This is a genomic window from Nocardia sp. NRRL S-836, assembly GCF_001279525.1.
Lineage (GTDB): Bacteria > Actinomycetota > Actinomycetes > Mycobacteriales > Pseudonocardiaceae > Lentzea.
Genome location: NZ_LGDY01000102.1, coordinates 1 through 16,658, shown reverse-complemented (window position 1 = coordinate 16,658; position 16,658 = coordinate 1). Strand labels below are relative to the sequence as shown.

Annotated in this window: 15 protein-coding genes, 2 pseudogenes and 1 CRISPR repeat array (1 of these 18 running past the window's edge); of the genes and pseudogenes, 10 read left to right on the top strand and 7 right to left on the bottom strand. The window is 66.2% G+C overall.

The features are described from left to right. Positions 1-240: direct repeats of the CRISPR family, unit length 28 nt (it extends 454 nt beyond the left edge of the window). 473 nt (positions 241-713) lie between these two features. The 7 genes from cas3 to cas6e are packed head-to-tail and all read left to right on the top strand — an operon-like array spanning position 714 to position 8,254. Next, positions 714-3,098, top strand: a complete 2,385-nt coding sequence (gene cas3, locus ADL03_RS21115; protein ID WP_197288519.1) for a CRISPR-associated helicase Cas3' — start codon at positions 714-716, stop codon at positions 3,096-3,098. Then, entirely contained in the window at positions 3,095-3,463 is a 369-nt protein-coding gene (locus tag ADL03_RS21110) for a hypothetical protein (RefSeq protein ID WP_053735242.1), read from the top strand. Before cas3 ends, ADL03_RS21110 begins: the two co-directional genes overlap by 4 nt. After that, complete coding sequence (casA, locus tag ADL03_RS21105; protein WP_197288518.1) at positions 3,460-5,088, top strand: type I-E CRISPR-associated protein Cse1/CasA; 1,629 nt, start codon at positions 3,460-3,462, stop codon at positions 5,086-5,088. The genes ADL03_RS21110 and casA overlap by 4 nt, the downstream gene beginning before the upstream one ends. After that, the gene (casB, locus tag ADL03_RS21100) at positions 5,085-5,672 is read left to right on the top strand and encodes a type I-E CRISPR-associated protein Cse2/CasB (protein WP_053735241.1); all 588 of its coding nucleotides are present in this window, start codon (positions 5,085-5,087) and stop codon (positions 5,670-5,672) included. Before casA ends, casB begins: the two co-directional genes overlap by 4 nt. Before the next feature lie 19 nt (positions 5,673-5,691). Continuing rightward, the gene (cas7e, locus tag ADL03_RS21095) at positions 5,692-6,870 is read left to right on the top strand and encodes a type I-E CRISPR-associated protein Cas7/Cse4/CasC (protein WP_053735240.1); all 1,179 of its coding nucleotides are present in this window, start codon (positions 5,692-5,694) and stop codon (positions 6,868-6,870) included. A gap of 2 nt (positions 6,871-6,872) precedes the next feature. Beyond that, positions 6,873-7,592: a type I-E CRISPR-associated protein Cas5/CasD gene (cas5e, locus tag ADL03_RS21090; protein WP_053735239.1), complete on the top strand. Its 720-nt coding sequence runs from the start codon at positions 6,873-6,875 to the stop codon at positions 7,590-7,592. Then, positions 7,583-8,254, top strand: a complete 672-nt coding sequence (gene cas6e / locus ADL03_RS21085; RefSeq protein WP_053735238.1) for a type I-E CRISPR-associated protein Cas6/Cse3/CasE — start codon at positions 7,583-7,585, stop codon at positions 8,252-8,254. The genes cas5e and cas6e overlap by 10 nt, the downstream gene beginning before the upstream one ends. A 1,100-nt stretch (positions 8,255-9,354) precedes the next feature. Here cas6e and ADL03_RS21080 read toward each other — a convergent pair. Together ADL03_RS21080 and ADL03_RS21075 are read right to left on the bottom strand one after the other, a co-directional pair. Continuing rightward, complete coding sequence (locus tag ADL03_RS21080) at positions 9,355-9,822, bottom strand: hypothetical protein (protein ID WP_053735237.1); 468 nt, start codon at positions 9,820-9,822, stop codon at positions 9,355-9,357. 591 nt (positions 9,823-10,413) lie between these two features. Next, positions 10,414-10,605 (bottom strand): hypothetical protein, encoded by a 192-nt coding sequence (locus tag ADL03_RS21075; RefSeq protein ID WP_053735236.1) that lies wholly within the window; start codon positions 10,603-10,605, stop codon positions 10,414-10,416. Positions 10,606-10,607: 2 nt separating this feature from the next. Between ADL03_RS21075 and ADL03_RS21070 the strand changes: the two genes are divergently transcribed. After that, complete coding sequence (locus ADL03_RS21070) at positions 10,608-11,141, top strand: NYN domain-containing protein (RefSeq protein ID WP_053735235.1); 534 nt, start codon at positions 10,608-10,610, stop codon at positions 11,139-11,141. A 25-nt stretch (positions 11,142-11,166) separates the two neighbouring features. Here the strand turns inward: ADL03_RS21070 and ADL03_RS21065 are convergent, their stop codons facing one another. The 4 genes and pseudogenes from ADL03_RS21065 to ADL03_RS21050 form a co-directional block, all read right to left on the bottom strand. Beyond that, positions 11,167-11,376 (bottom strand): hypothetical protein, encoded by a 210-nt coding sequence (locus ADL03_RS21065; RefSeq protein WP_053735234.1) that lies wholly within the window; start codon positions 11,374-11,376, stop codon positions 11,167-11,169. Positions 11,377-11,705: 329 nt separating this feature from the next. After that, positions 11,706-11,975 (bottom strand): hypothetical protein, encoded by a 270-nt coding sequence (locus ADL03_RS21060; protein WP_157529035.1) that lies wholly within the window; start codon positions 11,973-11,975, stop codon positions 11,706-11,708. A gap of 516 nt (positions 11,976-12,491) precedes the next feature. Then, entirely contained in the window at positions 12,492-12,815 is a 324-nt protein-coding gene (locus tag ADL03_RS21055) for a hypothetical protein (RefSeq protein ID WP_157529033.1), read from the bottom strand. Positions 12,816-13,102: 287 nt separating this feature from the next. Next, positions 13,103-13,273, bottom strand: a pseudogene (locus ADL03_RS21050) (hypothetical protein); the annotation flags it as partial. Positions 13,274-13,684: 411 nt separating this feature from the next. Here ADL03_RS21050 and ADL03_RS50825 point away from each other — a divergent pair. Next, a pseudogene (locus ADL03_RS50825) lies at positions 13,685-14,068 on the top strand (DNA ligase); the annotation flags it as partial. A gap of 99 nt (positions 14,069-14,167) precedes the next feature. Here the strand turns inward: ADL03_RS50825 and ADL03_RS21040 are convergent. After that, positions 14,168-15,910: a DUF11 domain-containing protein gene (locus ADL03_RS21040; protein ID WP_157529031.1), complete on the bottom strand. Its 1,743-nt coding sequence runs from the start codon at positions 15,908-15,910 to the stop codon at positions 14,168-14,170. A 525-nt stretch (positions 15,911-16,435) separates the two neighbouring features. On the opposite strand from ADL03_RS21040, the gene ADL03_RS49680 reads away from it, so the two are divergent. Next, positions 16,436-16,658: hypothetical protein (locus ADL03_RS49680; RefSeq protein WP_231642086.1), on the top strand; the 223-nt coding region annotated here is incomplete at its 3' end.

Below are 16,658 nucleotides of genomic sequence, written 5' to 3'. Positions count from 1 at the left end.
GAGCTGGACGCGGTGAAGGCGGCCGTCGGTCAGGGACCACCCCGCGTGCGCGGGGAGAACGCGAAGCCCGCAGGGTTGTCGTTGCCGTTAATGGGGCCATCCCCGCGTGCGCGGGGAGCACCGGTGGAACGACATCGACAGCGTGCGTGAGATGGGACCACCCCCGCGTGTGCGAGGAGCACGGCGGCTACTCCAGCGGCGTCGTCCACTGGGAACCACCCCTGTGTGCGCGGGAAGCGAGGGTACTTCCGTTTGACCAAGCCCTCGCTGTACGAGCAGGACCACCCGCCTGGGAACAGGACACGCGAGATCCGAATGGCAAAGGACCTCCCGCGTCCGCGGGGAGCATCTACACCAGAGCTGCAGCCTGCTAGGCGGTTGAGCCACCGAGGTGTAAGCGAAGGTTGACTGCTTATCCGTTGTGGAGTTGTCAAAGATCGGTTGCGCGTCCAGAGGCCCCTTGAGGCGAGTGACAGTGGAACAAGATAGCTGTACCTAACCGCTGACAGCCTCTCTGGAGGCTCCGGTCCAGTTGACTGAACTGTCGATAAGTCGAAATTACCTGAAGATCAGAGCATCTTTAGTGCAAGTGGGTGATCTTCGATCCGAATGGCGTACTGCCTCCGGATCTCATCGAACGATGCTTCGTGATCTGCTTTCATGGCCGCTCTCGCTTGTCGTGATGGTGAGCGTCTGATCGGGTGTGGAGTGCGGTGAGCGTTGATGGTCACAAGCCGTCGACCTGGGCGGCTTGGGGAAAGTCTGCGGGTCGCGGTATTCCGCATCCGCTGTTGTGCCACGTGGTGGACACGGCGAATGTGGCTTCGCGCTTGTTCGATCTGGTGCTGGGGCCACGTAGCCGCGATGAGCTGCGGAATGCGTTCTCGGTGCTGGGTGATGCCGTTGGCTGGATAGCTCTGCTGTGTGGTCTGCATGACCTGGGGAAGTACTCGCCGACATTCCAGGCGTTGCATGTGGATCTCGCGGAACAGCGTTTCGGTGAGATAGCGGAGGCCGACCTGCGGCGAGTGCAACGGCAACGCGGCCTGCCGCGTCTGGACACACCGCATGGACTTGTCACGGCGCTACACATGAAAGACATGCTTCTCGGCTGGGGTGCGGAGAGCAGCGTGGCCGAGCGGATCGCAGTCGCGCTCGGTGGGCATCATGGTCATTTCCCGGCTGGCCAGGAGCTCGTGCAGACGCGGGCGCAAGTCAACAATCACGGTGGGGCACGTTGGAAGGCATGGCGTGACGATCTGGTGGACGCGGTGATCAAGGCGCGCGGCCTGCCTGATGCGCGCACGCTTCCCTGGAACGAATTGCGTCTGAGCACGACAGCTGCTGTCGCCCTCGCCGGGTTGACCACGGCCAGCGACTGGATTGCCTCAGTAGAGCGCAACTTCCCATCACCCGAGGACGAAGCCGATTTCGACGACTACCTCCGCTCCTCCGGCGCTCGAGCGGTCAAGGCTGTCGACGGACTTGACCTGCAGCCGTGGGAGCCTCCAAAGGACACCAGCTTTGTCGCTCTGTTCGCTGCCGCCCCGCGGCCTGTGCAGGCGGTGATCGAGCGGCTGGTCCAAGGTCGTACCGAACCCACGATGCTCGTCGTGGAGGCCCCGACCGGCGAGGGCAAGTCCAAGGGGGCTTTGCAGGCCATAGCGACCTTGGTCAGCGGCCTCGGGCTCGCCGGCGGCTACATCGGGATGCCGACGCAGGCGACGAGCCACCAGGTACTGGGCGAGTTCGAGACGATGCTGACCCACCTCGGCGACTCGACGGCAGTGCGCTTGATTCACTCCAACGCCAAGGAGTTCCTGGACAGCAAAGCCGCCACACCCACCGAAGTCGGACCGGACCACCCCGAGGACTCCGATGTCGCCGCTCAGGAGTGGTTTACGCGCAAGAGGAGCCTGCTCTCGCCTTTGGGGGTAGGCACGGTCGATCAGGTGTTGAAGGCGGCGATCCGGTCGGGGCATGTGTTCGTGCGGCTTGCAGCGCTGTCGAACAAAGTGGTGGTGATCGACGAGGTACATGCCTACGACACCTACATGTCGACCTTGCTGGACCGGCTGTTGATGTGGCTGGGCCGCATGGGCGTGTCGGTGCTGCTGCTGTCGGCGACATTGCCGTCACGGCGACGCGAGGAGCTCACCGCGGCGTGGCGAGCCGGAATGCTGGATTGCGTGCCGGGCGGTGTTTCGGCGTTGCCGTCGTCGACGGCGTATCCGCGGGTCACCATGGTCGGCAGCGGCACAAGCGTGGTCGAGTCGACAGGTGTGTCCGAGCTGAATCGTGAACGCTCTGTACAGCTGGAATGGGTCGACGATGACGACATCGTGAACTGGGCCCTCAAACGCGCCGCCGGCGGCGAAAGCGTCGCCATCGTGCACAATCTCGTCAACCGGGCGACAACAACCAGCGACGCGCTGAGGACGAGGATCGCCACGCTGCCGGCGTCGAAGCGGCCGCAGCTGATCACGATCACCGGTCAGCTTGCCGATGGTCATCGCAGGACGGTGGAAACCGATCTGCGCGCCGCGTTCGGACCTGGCGGCAGCAGACCCAAACGCGGCGCGATCGTGGTCGGGACTCAGGTGCTGGAGCAGAGTCTCGATCTCGACTTCGACGCGATGCTCACCGACATGGCCCCGATCGACTCGCTGATCCAGCGTGCCGGACGCGTGCATCGCCACGACCGAGACAAGGGACGCGGCACGCTCACGCTGGCGATCACCGGCGTCACGGACACGCCAGCAGGCCCGGTGTTCCCACCATATCTGACCAACATCTACCAGCCGATGGTGCTGCTACGAACATGGGCCCTCCTGCGCCGCAAGAAGAAGCTGATCTCGCCCGATGAAGTGCCGGTGCTGATTGACGCGGTGTACGGGCCCTCCGAGGCGGTTGAGTGTCCGCCGGGGTGGGAGCAGGCGTGGCAGCGTGCCCACGAGCGGCTGAATCGTGCGCATGCCAAGGACACCCACGATGCGCGACTGATGTATCTGCCGCTGCCGGTCGCGACGCATCGGCTGGCCGACATGACCGTGCGCCCTCAGAACCCCAGCAAGACGAGAAAGAGTCGCTACCGGTGATCGAAGACCATGACGACGAGACGCGTGAACTCCGGGTCGATGTCGTGCTGCTGCATCGCATCGACGGTGGACGGACTTTCGCGGTGTGTGGAGGCCTGCCGGTCTTGTTGTCCACGGCAGAGCCGATTCCGGCAGACGTGCTCCCAGAGCTCTTGGATTCCCGCGCGACCTTGACCTCGCCCGCGGGTGTGCCGGCCGCCGTCGTCCGGACGCTGCTGGACACCGCGGTACCGCCGTTGTTCGAACAGTCGCCCTGGCTGCGCAAGCACCGAGCAGTGGTCCTCGTCGACGGTCGATGCCCGGTCGGTGACCACGTTCTCGCCTACGACGAGAGGATCGGCGTCTACGCCGAAGAAGTCCAGTGACCATAACCCAACCCGCTTCCTTCGACCTGCGCACCGAGCCCTGGCTACCCGTGGTCGACCTCAACGGCCACCAGGAACTCGTCAGCCTGGCCCGTCTCCTGACCAGCGCACATCGCTTGCGCCGTATCGCCGGAGAGACGTCGTCCATGACCGCGGCGCTGCACCGGCTCGTGCTCGCGTTGATACACAGGGTCTACGGGCCGCCCTCGGAAGCCGCGTGGGCTGAACTGTGGAAGGCACCGCGGTTGCCATTCGCGCCACTGGCCACGTACCTGCGCGACAAGAAAAGCAGCTTCGACCTCTTCGATGACCGGCATCCGTTCATGCAGTGCCCAGGCCTGTCCACGCTGACACCCGCCACGGCGGCCAAGCTGGTGCCATATCGGTCGGTCGGCAGAAACGTCACATTGTTCGACAAGACCCTGGCGACCGACCAGATCCTGCTCACGCCCGCCGAGGCCGCGCGCTGGCTGGTCACCGCGCAAGCGTTCGACCCAGGAGGCACGAAGACGCCGTATCAAAAAGACAAGTATTCCGAACGCGCACCATGCGGTTCGCTCGGCATCGCTGTCGTAGAAGGCAACACGCTCAAAGAAACGCTGCTCCTTAACTCCATGATCTACCGCCCCGACCACGAACAGCCGGCACCGAACACGGCCGACGACGGCCCGGCGTGGGAACAGATGCTCCCGCCGGATCCCGCACCGGGCAAACGCGCCACGCGGGGATGGACTGATCTCCTGACGTGGCCTGCCCGCCGAATCCTGCTGTCACAGAAACGAACTGACGACGGCCTGATGGTCGATGGAGTGATCTTGACACCGGGCACACGCTTGGACGCTGTTGCCGCGGACGAGGAGATGATGGCGGCGTTTCGCAAGCCGACCGATCAGAAAGGCAAGACGAAGCGGGGCGCGCCGATGCTGCCGGTTCGCCTGCACCCGGTACGTGGCGTGTGGCGCCACAGCGTGGAACTGCTGATGACCAACCTCTGGGAAGAAGGCAAAACACGGCAACGTCCCCGTACCCTGGAACAGATCTCCGAGCTGGCCGAACACGGACACATCCCCGCCCATGCGGTGTACACGCTGCGCGTGTTCGATCAACAGCTGGACGATAATGCCACGGTAGTCGAGACCTGGCTTGAAGAAGTTGTCCCGGCGCCGGTTGCGCTGTTGCGCGCCCGAGACGAGACGCTCGGGGCGCTTCTGGGATGCGCGATCGCCTATGCCGACAACATCGGCGCCGCGCTGCGCCACATGCAACGCAGCTACCGCAAAGAGAAGCGCGGCAACCGGGAGAACAAGCGCGAGAAGCCAACCTGGAGCCTCGACGTTGAGTACTGGCCAAGACTGGCACGGCCGTTCGCGGAGTTCCTCACCGACATCGCTCAAGCACATGACGCCGACGAGACTAAGACCACGGCCGTCGAAGCATGGCAAAACCAGGTTGCCACGATCGCACTACGCGCCACCGACCACTGGGCAGAAGGCTCACCCGCTGAGGGACATGACCTCGTTGTCGTGGGCAAACACTACGGCCAATTTCTCGGACGCCTCGACAAACTCACCCGCATCTTCCATACCGAGATCGCGGCCTACATCACCACGAAAGGAGCCGCGTGACCACGCCGATCGTCGACCGGCGCCGCGCCTTCACTGCCTACCTTTACGGCCTGCACAGCGGCCTGTCTTCGGGGAGAGCAGAGCGCGTGTCTCAGGCCCGGCAAGTCCTGGCTCGGCTGCGCCGCAGCTTCTCCGGCCCCCGTCAACAGGCCGAGGCCTACGACATCGTCTTCGCACACAACCCGCCCGAGTCCGAGCAAGAGGTCTGGCTGCTGGTGGCCGGGTTGTTCGCCCTGCACCCGCAGCCCCGCCGGAACACACGCTCGCTCGGCGCCTCCATGGGAAAGCTCGCGACACAGCGCGGAGCATCGGTGAACCGCCGGTTCACCCAACTCCTCGCCCGCGACCGCGCCGCACTGGCCCATCAACTGCGCCAGACCATCCGCTTGCTCGACAGCGAGGACGTACCGGTCGACTACGACGAGCTCCTCACCGACCTCGTCACCCTTCTCGGGGATCGCTACCGCGACGACGAGGCACAGCGCATCCGACTCCGCTGGGCCCGCGAATTCCACTACCGCCCGGCACCCCGCGAGTCCACCGAGGACCACGACCAACCCGACGAACCCGCCGACATCCACTGAAAATCGCGGAGAACCTCCAGTGATCATCGAACTGCACCTGCTCCAGTCGTTCCCGGTCAGCAACCTCAACCGCGACGACGTCGGCCAGCCCAAGACCGCCACCTTCGGTGGTCACACCCGCGGCAGGGTCTCCAGCCAGTGCCTCAAGCGCGCGGCTCGCCAGCTGTTCAACGACTACGGCCTCGACAAGTCCGAGACCGCGGTACGCACCAAGCGACTGCTCGAACGTGCCGCCGACGCACTGGCCACCAGCGGGCGTGACGCCGAGCTCGCGGCGAAGGTCGTCGCGACCGGACTGCAGCAGCTCGGGTTCGGCGTGGACAAGAACAAAGGCCTCACCGAATACCTGCTGTTCGTCGGCCGGCACGCCATCGATCACCTGACCAGTTACTGCGACACGAACTGGGACACGCTGCACGCCATCGCAGCCAAGGCCGACGCCGATGCCGATGCAGCGAAAGCCAAGCGCGGTAAGAAGACCGATGGTGCCGAGCCGAAGACAAACGGCAAGGTGAGCAAGCCAAGCAAGGAAGCGATCGCGGAAGCACGCCGCATCCTCGACGCCAGCCGCGTCGCCGACATCGCCCTGTTCGGCCGCATGATCGCCGACAACAAGGACTTCAGCGTCGAAGCAGCCTCCCAGGTCGCTCACGCCATCAGCACCCACGCCGTGGTCAACGAGTTCGACTACTACACCGCAGTGGACGACCTCAAGCCCAAGGAAGAGTCCGGCGCCGACATGATCGGCACCATCGACTTCAACTCCGCCTGCTACTACCGCTACGCCAACCTCAACCTCGACCAACTCGCCAATAACCTCGCCGGCGACCAGGACCTGATCACCCGCACCGCCCGCGCCTGGTTGTACTCCTTCATCCACGCGGTGCCCAGCGGCGCACAGAACTCCATGGCCGCCCGCACGATGCCCGACACCCTCCTCGGCGTCGTCCGCGACCGCGGCGCCTGGAACCTCGCCAACGCCTTCCAGAAACCCGTCACCGACCCCGACATCATGAGCGCCTCCACCGACCGCCTCACCCAGCACTTCCACCAGCTGCGCACCTTCTACGGCACCACCGACCTCCGCACCGTCGCCGCAGCCTCCGTCTCCGGCGACGTGCCACACCTCGACGACACCGACATCGTCGCCAGCATCGACGACTTCACCAGCCGGATCCTCACCGGAGCAACGGCCTGACCATGGCGATGTCACTGGCCTTGTGCTTCGACGCACCCATGCAGTCATGGGGAACCCGGTCACGAGGCGTCATCCGAGACACCACCACCGAACCCACCAAATCCGGCGTCGTCGGCCTGCTCGCCGCCGCGCTCGGCATCTCACGCGAAGACGACGACGCCATCGCCGAGCTCGCGCAGCTGCAGCTCGCTGTCCGCGTCGACCGCGAAGGCATCCTCGAACGCGACTACCACACCACCCAGAACGTTCCCACCACCATGGGAACCGGCCGACGCACGGTCGTCAGCGAACGCTACTACCTCGCCGACGCACTGTTCCTCGTCGTGCTGCAAGGCGACGAAGGCTTGCTGACCCGCATCGCTTCGGTCGTCGACCGCCCGCACTGGCCGCTGTTCTTCGGCCGGCGAGCCTTCGTTCCCGCACGGCCGCTGCTACCGCCGAACGGAGGGCCAGTCGCCCTCGCCGCGAAAGACCTACTCGAGGGCCATCCGTGGTTGGAGACCTCGAAATCCGCGCGAAACAACGAACTCGTCAAGGTCGAGCGGATCGGGCTGCGCACCGTCATCGACTGCCCGGCCCAAGCCACCAACGCCGAAGTCCGCCACGACCACCCCCTCAGCCTCGCAGAGGGCCGGCGGCGTTTCGCCACCCGGACCGTGCTCGTCGACCAGGTCCCCCTGCTTGACAGCATGATCACTACCGGAGATCCATCGTGTTCCTGAGCAAGCTCACCATCAACGTGCGATCACGCGAGTTCCGCCGCGACTACGCCAACGTCCACGACATGCACCGCACCATCATGAGCGCCTACCCCAACGTCACCGGCGACACACCGGCACGGCTCGAACACAAGATCCTCTGGCGCCTCGACGCCACCCAGACCGGATACACCCAGTACATCCAAAGCCACACCGTCCCCGACTGGCGCAAGCTCCCCGCGGGACACCTCATGACACCTGCCGAAGTGCGACCGTTGCAGCCAGTGCTCAACGCCATCGCCGCAGGAAGGAAGTTCTCGTTCCGCCTGCTTGCCAACCCCACCTGGAGCACCCACGCCGGCCAAGGCCGCAACGTCCACAGACGATTCGCCCACCGCAAACCGGAAGCCCAGATCGAATGGCTCATCGGCCGCGGGGAACGACACGGCTTCGTCATCCCGACGACCCGCCGAGGCGAACCTGACGTCGCACCCTCGCCCGTGCCCACCCTCACCGGCCAGAAGAAGGACCAGGGCAAGATCACGGTCGAACCCGTGCGATTCGATGGACATCTGATCGTCACCGACACCGAGGCGTTCACCGACGCGCTGATCAACGGCGTCGGGCCAGCGAAAGCCTACGGCTGCGGCCTGATCAGCATCGCGCCCCCGCGCCTCGCCCAGTGACTTGTCCACAAGCAGGCGTCGACACACGCCTCGGCGACATCGCCGAGGCGTGTGTCGTTATCACATAGGTCGTTCGACACCGGCGCTGTGAGTTGGCGCGGGACTCTCTTTGCCTGCGACGGCACGGCGTTGAGCCAAGCCGGAGTGGTAGCCGCTCCAGACCGTCCCCGTGCATATGTGCGGAAGCACCGGTGGAGCTGCCGGCCCCGCCGGTCCCGATAAACACTCCCGCGCGTGCGTGGAAAACATCGTCTGCATCTGGATGAATGGGTGGTGTTGGGATCAACCTCGCGCGTGCGGGGAGAACACCATGACGGCCTACTCCAGCGACAGACTACGGGCGCCACCACCGCGGGGGCGGGGAGAACGTCACCGTGAAGGAAACCGCGCCCTGCAATTGGGACCACCGCCGCGTGCGCGGGGAGACGGGATCACGCGGGCCGCCGGGGACGATGTCGCCGGCGGGCGCGAGGCGGTCGGGACCACCTCGCGTGCGTACGGAGGACGGCTTGCGCTCGCCGAACTCGCGGATCCTCACCAGGCCCCCCGCGTGCGCGGGGAGAACCCCAACTGGTTCCTACTAGTTCCCGGAACCGGGGACCACCACCGCGTGCGCGGGGAGAACGAAGAACTCGGACTCGGCGGTGTTCTTCTCACCCGGCCCCCGTCTGCGCGGCGAGAACTCGCCGTCTTCCCACAGGCCAGCTTCGACGTCCGGACCCACCCCCGCCTGCGCGGGGAGAACGTGCACACCGCGTCGAAGGCTCGCGGCTTCACCGGACCACCCCGTCTGCGCGGGGAGAACTGGGCTCTCTCCACCAGGGCAGCGCAGCAGACGGGACCACCCCGCGTGCGCGGGGAGAACCCGCACGACCCCTACGGCGGCATCTACCCCAAGGGACCACCGCCGCGTGCGGGGCGCACCGCCGTGCTCAAGCAGCGCGGTGGCGGCGGATCGGACCACCTCCGCGCACAACCGGCGCCTGACCGTGCTGGTCTACAAGGACGGACCACCCCCACGCGAGCGGGAAGCACGTGCTCTGCTGCAACGGAACCGCGAACTCCACGGGACCACCCCGCGCGTGCGGGGAGCACGGCAGCTACGACCTGACCGCCGATCTGCGGGACGGACCACCCCCCGCGTCCGGGGAGCACAACTGGAAGTGGCCTAACCCGGCCCCCGACCAGGGACCATCCCCGCGCGTGCGGGGAGCATTCCGGGCCGGCTGTCCACGACTGGTACTCGTAGGGACCACCCCCGCGCGTGCGGGCAGCACCCCGGCTGCCACTGCTCGATCAGGCCGCGTGCCCAGACGGCGGGCGGGGCTGTTGCGTTCGGCGAGCAGTTGCTGAGCCATGACGACGCCTCTGCCGGTGAGCGTGCAATCGGCACCGCCGAAGGTGGAGCGGTCGCTGGCCAGCCCGCGGTCGACGATGAAGTCCACGACCAGGTGCCCGTTGGCCTTGTCGATCTCGTGCTGCTCGAAGTAGCCGGCCGCCTCGTTCTCGGCGCTCTGTCCCAGGTACAGCAGCAAGCCTTCGGCATGGTGTTCGATGTTGATCCTCATATAGCCGGTCCTCGTGTGTCTGTGTCGCCACCGGAGCGCGTCGCCTCGGTGGCCTGCGGGAACGAGCAGTGAGCAGAGAACGGTATCGAACACGTGTTCTCTGCTCGACCCGACACGCGTAGCGCGTGAGGTAGGCCGGCTTCACGCGATCCGGTCCGGCGGACATGGGAGCACCAGCCGCTGGCGATGCTGGTCACTCCACATGGACGATCTGCGTCGCAGAGTGGGGATCGGTTGCGCAGCTCGACCATCCACTCGTCGGCCTCGATGACCAACACGTACCCGCCCGCACAGTCGGGACGGTCCAGCTCGACGCGCTGCCCGTCACGCGTCCTATCCACAATCCGCCGAACTATGCGACCGCTTAGGCATCCGGCGGCGGTGAGATCACCGCGCGGCAGGTGCTCGGTCCCCGATGAGGCTCCAAGAAAGCTGTCACCTTTGTGGACAGATCGTCAGAAGGGCTCTGCGCCCGCCTAGGTCGGCTTCGAGTTCCGAGAACCGGTCGTGACGGGGGTGCGGCTGGGCGGGAACGTGTTCCCGCCGAGCCGCACCTTCGATCGGTGGTGATGTCGGGCAGGTGGTGGTTGGTCAGTACTGGGTTGCCCCGGTGACGCCCGAGCAGGTGGTCTCGCCCTTCAGGCTGATGTAGACGTAGCCGGGGGACGGGTTGCTCACGGTGATCGCTTCGGTGTTGTCGACGCCGACCGAGCGCTGAGTGGCGTTCGCGGTGGTCGTCCACGAGCTCGGGCTGAAGGATCCGCCCCCGCCCGTTTCGAGCACGCGTGAGCGCTCTGCTCGCTGCCGCAGGGGACGTTCACCATGCCGTCGCCGGCTACGCGCTGCCTGACGAGGATGATCCCATCGCCTCGGTGCTCGCCGAACTCCGGATCGCGCCTCTGCGGACTTCGCCAGGCCCGAACGCGGCCGAACACGTGCTGCTGGCCCACGCCCGCCGCCTGCACACCGAACACCGATGCCGCGACTTCGCCGTCTGCTCCGCCGACCGCGCCTTCGCCGAACTCGCCGAACTCGGCCGCCTCGAGCTCGTGGTCTTCACCGGCCAACCGATCTCGACCCGACTCTCCGATGCCGCACACCAGGTGCGCGAAGTGGAACGGCCAACCACGGATCCGGTCGCATCGCTCATCGAGCACGTCTCGCCACCAGCAGACACGGTCTCCAGACCGGCCGCGCCAGCATGTCCAGCCGTAGCGTCTGACCATCTACCACGCACCCTGATCACAGCCGTCGTCCCCGGATTCGGCTTCGCGGCCGGTGCCCGACTCGCCGACCGGATACTCGGTCGCAAGATCTGAGCGGCGATGGTTAACCCGCGCGAACTCAGCGGGTGATCCCGAGCTGGCGCGGGAACGCGGTTGGGTCCGGGGCGGGGAAACGGCCGGCCGCGAGTGCGCCGAGCGCGATGATCTCCCTCATCCGGGAGTCGCGTTCTTCCCGTTTCCGGAGTTGCGCCGCCAGCACAGTGGCCCAAGCACAGGCGTAGTAGCGGGCGTCATAGCCGCCATATGCGAAGCTGTTGCCATCGATCATATATGCGCACCGCCGAGAGCGATGCCGGCCGGTGACGATCGAGAACCAGACAAGCCTGAAACCGTGTCACTGTCGCGGAGGGGCTCACGCGCCCGGCGGGGTGACGTTCAGGGCATAACGTCGTAGCGGCTTGTCTCCGAAGGCAAGAGTGCCGGTCCGGGAATCCCTCGCGACGTTCCGACGAAGCATTCCCGGACCGGCCTGTCGATGCGGTCGCGCGAACTCACCGGCATCGGCTGGCTCAAGGCGAACCTTCAGCCTGCCTGCCACGGCGGCCACTGCCGCGGTCGTGCAGTGAATGCGTCCATCACCATGCTCAGTGGGCGGTGCTATCCAGCGCTACGTCCGTCTTTGATTACCGCATAGATCTCGACATATACGTCAAGGTCATTTAGGTCGACGGACACCTCGACCGAGTTCCCGAGGCTGCTGCTGCTGTTGTACTGGGCCTTGCAGCCGGTGCTGGCGAGGCTGTTCAGGTTGACACTGGGGCAGTTGACTGTCTGGGCCGAGGCGGTGCCGGCCATGCCCAGCCCGATCAGCAGGGCAGCAGGCAGACAGGCTGCCGCGGTGAGGATGCGGCGGGTACGGTTCATCATTAGCTCCATCTCCACCCTCTGGGTGCGGTCCGCGGGTGTCCTGCCAGGGAGTTCCACCGCGGCCCTAGTGGGCTTTCTTGTTGTCGTTCCAGCGGTTCCTGCAGAGTCCGACCGCCTGCCTGGGCGCGCCGCCGCCCGATCGGGCGGCGAATCGAGGGAACCCTGCCAGGTGATGTGGGTTACTCATCGGGGAGATCGTGCGTTCCCCGTCGTCGCGTTACCGGCCATTCGGGTGAACGCAATCGAGCCATTCGCGGTATGCGGGGACCGGAGGAGGAGCCACCGGGCTGCGGGGTGCGCATCACCGGCGACGTGCGCAGGCAGCGGGCCCCGCATCATCCGCGCACCACCACCTCACCATCGGCATGCCGGCCACCTCGGTCGGCTGCAGAGCCCGGAAGCCCCCGCTAGTGCCGCGTCACGCACCCTTGGTCGGGTATCGCGCCATGAGGCGCCGTGTGACGCGGGCTGGTGGCCGAGCAATCCCCGACCTGTTCCGCGGGCCTCGGCCCGGTGTCAGGCGTCCACGAAGCGCACGGACCAGAGCTGGAACGTGGTGGTGTTGCCGGGATCGACGCGGAAGCCGGCCAGGTAGCAGTACGGGTCGCTGTAGACGACCGCGGTTCTGTCGGTGTCATTGTGGGCGGAGAGAATGGTGGGGGTGAGGGTATAGCAGGCGCCGGTCGTCGGGTCCTTGAGCTCGTTGTACCCGTTGACGAGGTCGGAGGTGTAGAACGAGCCGTGGGCGACGCTCGAGGCGGACGCGGGGATCGCCGTGGCGCCGATCAGTAGCGCCGCCGTGCTCAGCGCCGTGAACGTCATTCGGACTGCGTGTTTCATTTCCACTCCTAAACTGATTGCGCGACCCTCTCTGCCGCCGAACTCGCGCGTGGACCACCCCGCGCAATCGGCCGTGCCGCACCGGAGACGGTTGTGCCGTTACGGCCGGCGGCTATTACGGGCTGCGGAGTACGTGTGAACGGCGAAACGCGGCATGCGGAGATGTGCTTCTGCGGAGATGAAGGCCGTTGGGATGGAAAGCATGCGCTCCGTTCGCCGGAGCACTCAATAGCCCATTCGGGTGTCGACGCCTGCCGCTCTCGTCAGAGTTCCGGTCGAGCACGATGCTCGGCGACCGGTCCGCGGATGTTGTTGCGCTCCATTCCTTTGCAGAACCGGGCCCGTAGTTGCTCCATTTTGGACTCGCTGCGTTTGGGGCCCATCGCGCGGCGCAGTTCATCGGCCTCGGCCGGAGTGAACCCGGCGACGTCGATCGCGATCTGCATCACCTGCTCTTGTTCTACGGCTTTCGCGTGTCTCATGAGCCGCCGAAGAGGCAACAGGGGATCGTTGCGCGGTGAGCAGCGCCACTAACCAAGCCGGTGCTGCTGGTTGGTCAATCGCTGCGTGAGCGTTCACCAGGCCCGAGAAGTTGACCAACGACCACACTGTGCCGCAGATGTATTTGCGGCGGTTCGGCTGGCAACAGAGGTCGCACAGCAACAGTGGTTCATCGCCGCGCGTCGAGTTGAGGAGCTGGGTCAGCCGTTCGGCTCAAGGTCGGGAACGTTGCCGCCATCACCGACTTCCATGGTGAACGGCTCGAGTGCCCAGCATGTGAGGTTCGGTCTGTGAAGGGGGTCGAGTTGGAGAACGTTCACCTCGTCGCGCACCCGGAGGCGAGGCATCATGTCGACGGTGTGGTGGGGATGCTTCGACTCCGATCTCACGGACAAGGGCGTCGGCGACCGGCTTGCCAACAGCACCTGCTCGACCAGGTGACAACGGAGGGGCACGAGGGACTCGTGGTGAAGCTACGGGCCCCGTCTACAAGCCGGGCAGCTGCCCGGAGTCGTGGTGCTAACACCCCCGTCACGCACACGACAGAAGTAATTCTCTGCGGATGGCGTTTAGGTGAGGGTCGGTTTACCGGCATGACCGGCGGTCTCCTGTTCGGGACCCACGACCCCGACACCGGCGATCTGATCTACCTCGGTGACGTCGGCACCGGCTTCACCGAGACCACCCGCAAGGAACTACAGGTCCTGCTGCGACCGCTGGAGTACAGCGGTCATCCGTGCGTGGCTGATCCGTCCCGTGAGGACGTCCGCCGCGGACGTGGGAAGACTCCGCCGCGCGGTGGCCGGTGTGTTGGTCGCCGCGCGGCGGAGTCGGTGGGTGGGGGTGGGGTTCTAGCAGCTGGTGGTGGTGTCGCCTGGGTCGGTGGTGCAGGTGTCGGTGCCCAGGCCGCCGTTGGCGGTGTCGCCGCCGGTGCCGTCCTGGACGTCGATGGTGTCGTTGCCCAGCGAGCCGGACATGGTGTCGGTGCCGTCGTGGTCGATCAGGGTGTCGTTGCCGTTCTGGCCGTCGAGGTTGTCGTTGCCGGGGCCGCCGTCGATGGTGTCGTTGCCGTTGTCGAACAGGCCGAGCAGGTTGTCGAGCAGGCTTTCGCCCTTGCTGGTGTCGTTGCCGGGGCCGCCGTAGAGGAAGTCGGCGCCGTTGCCGCCGACCAGCACGTCGTCACCGGAGCCGGCGTAGATGGTGTCGGCGCCGTTGCCGCCGGTGATGGTGTCGTTGCCGCCCAGGCCGCAGATGACGTCGTTGCCGTTGGTGCCGGTGAGGGTGTCGTTGCCGTTGGTGCCGGTGATGGTGCAGCCCAGCGCGTTGTTCACCGTGGTCGACTCGACCTGGGAGTTGTTGCCCGTGTTCGGATCGGTCTGGTCGGGGTTGCCCACGCCGAAGGTGCGGGAGAACGTGCCGGTGGCGGTGGGGGACACGGTGATGGTCACGGTGGCCGAGGCGGAGGCGGCGATCGTGCCCAGCGCGCAGTTCACGCTCGGACTGCTGACGGTGCACGAGCCCTGGCTGGTGGTGACGGACACGACGCCCGCCAAGGCGCCCGAGAGTTGCCCGCTCGACAGCCCGGCCGCGGTCGCCGTCGACGGGCCGGCGTTGGTCACGGTCACGGCGTAGGTGGCGGTCCCGCCCAGCGACACCGGGTCGGGGGAGTCGGACACCGACACCGACACGTCCGCGCCCGCGGGTGCTCCGGCCGCCCAGTCGAGGTTGGGGATGAATCCGGCTTGGAGCGGGGTCCGGTCGGTGCCGTCGGGGTCCATCAGGGCCAGGCCGCTGCCGTTGGTGAAGGCGATCCTTGTGCCGTCCGGGGACCAGACCGGCAGACCGTCACGGGTGTTGGCGCCGGAGATGTTGGTCTGACCGGTGCCGTCGGAGTTGATCGAGTAGACCTTCTCGATGAACTCCTCCCCGTCTTCGATGATGACACCGAAGGTGAGCTTGCTGTTGTCGGGGGACCAGTCCGGCTTGTAGTAGAACGTGCCGGACGGGGCGGTGGCCAGAATGGTGTCCCCGGTTCCGTCGGGGTGGATGGTGTGGATGTCGCTGCCCGAGGAGTAGGCGATCCTGGTGCCGTCGGGGGACCAGGAGGGGTTGTTGCCGCCCACGCCCAGCGGGGCGGGGTCGGTGCCGTCGGCATCGATGACCGTCAGGTTCCCGCCGGGGGTGTAGACGAGCCGGGTGCCGTCGGGCGACCAGGCCAGCGACCCGTCGAAGGCGGTGGTGTTGGTGGTGATCTGGGTTTCGCCGGTGCCGTCCGGGTTCATCGTGAAGATCTCGTTCGTACTCGTTTCGTCGACGTACCGCAGGAAGGCGACTTTGGTCGCGGTGGCGTTGACCCGCGGGGTCCCGGAACCCCACTCGGAGGTGGTGATCTGGGTGAGGCCGGTGCCGTCGGGGCTGATCGAGTAGATCTGGTCGTTCAGGTCGAGGTAGATCAGTCCGTTGGTGCCGGGAAACGCCGCGTGCGCCGGCGCGCTGACCGCGACCAGCGAGGCCAGGGTCAACAACGCGGTGCCGGCGAGGGTTCCCAATCGCCGCGCGAGCGGGCTGCGCGGTCTGGAAGTGGTGGTGGACAAGACAACCTCGATTCGACGTGGGTGGAGCAGGGCGGTGCGGACCGCCGTATTCCAACCGTGTGGGAGCCGCGCCCCGGGCCCGGTACAGGAACGGGCATCGGCCAACCACCCAATGCTTTACCGTGAACAGAACTATTCACAGAGCCGAAAGGCTTCAGTCCACCCGCGAGAACAGCGCTCGAATGCCCGACGGGACTACTCACGGTAGTCCCGTCCGGCTTCGTGACGGAAAGGTGAACACAATACGAACGGGAACTGCGGTATGCGGCACCGCGGCCGCAGGTTTCGCGATCCAGGTGGAATACGAATGGCTTCCCCGCAAAACGTGAATATGGTTCCTGAGTGGCCGAATGCCGATGTGCCGACCGGTCCCGCCTGCCGGGAGCTACCCGACAACAGACCGTTATCCGGTGAAGGGATCCACACCGGCCGGGGGCGGGCTGCGGAGACCGCCCAGTGACCACTACGCCACTCCCGCACGTTATGCGGTAGGTCGATAGGGGCGGTCTGCTCGTAGTTGCGACGGTGACGGAGCCGGAGACCAGGCGGACGGGGACCAGCGTCGGCGGCGGGCCGACCGTGCGCGAGGGCGGTCGACGTCTTCCTCGACGCGCCGAAGGTGAAGACCAATCCGAACACCCACTGCGCGCCTTCCGCGGCACCCGCCTGATCGTCGTGGCCAACCACCTGAGCTCCCAGCGCGGCGACGACCCCACCTTCGGCCGCTTCCAGCCGCCCCGCACACCCA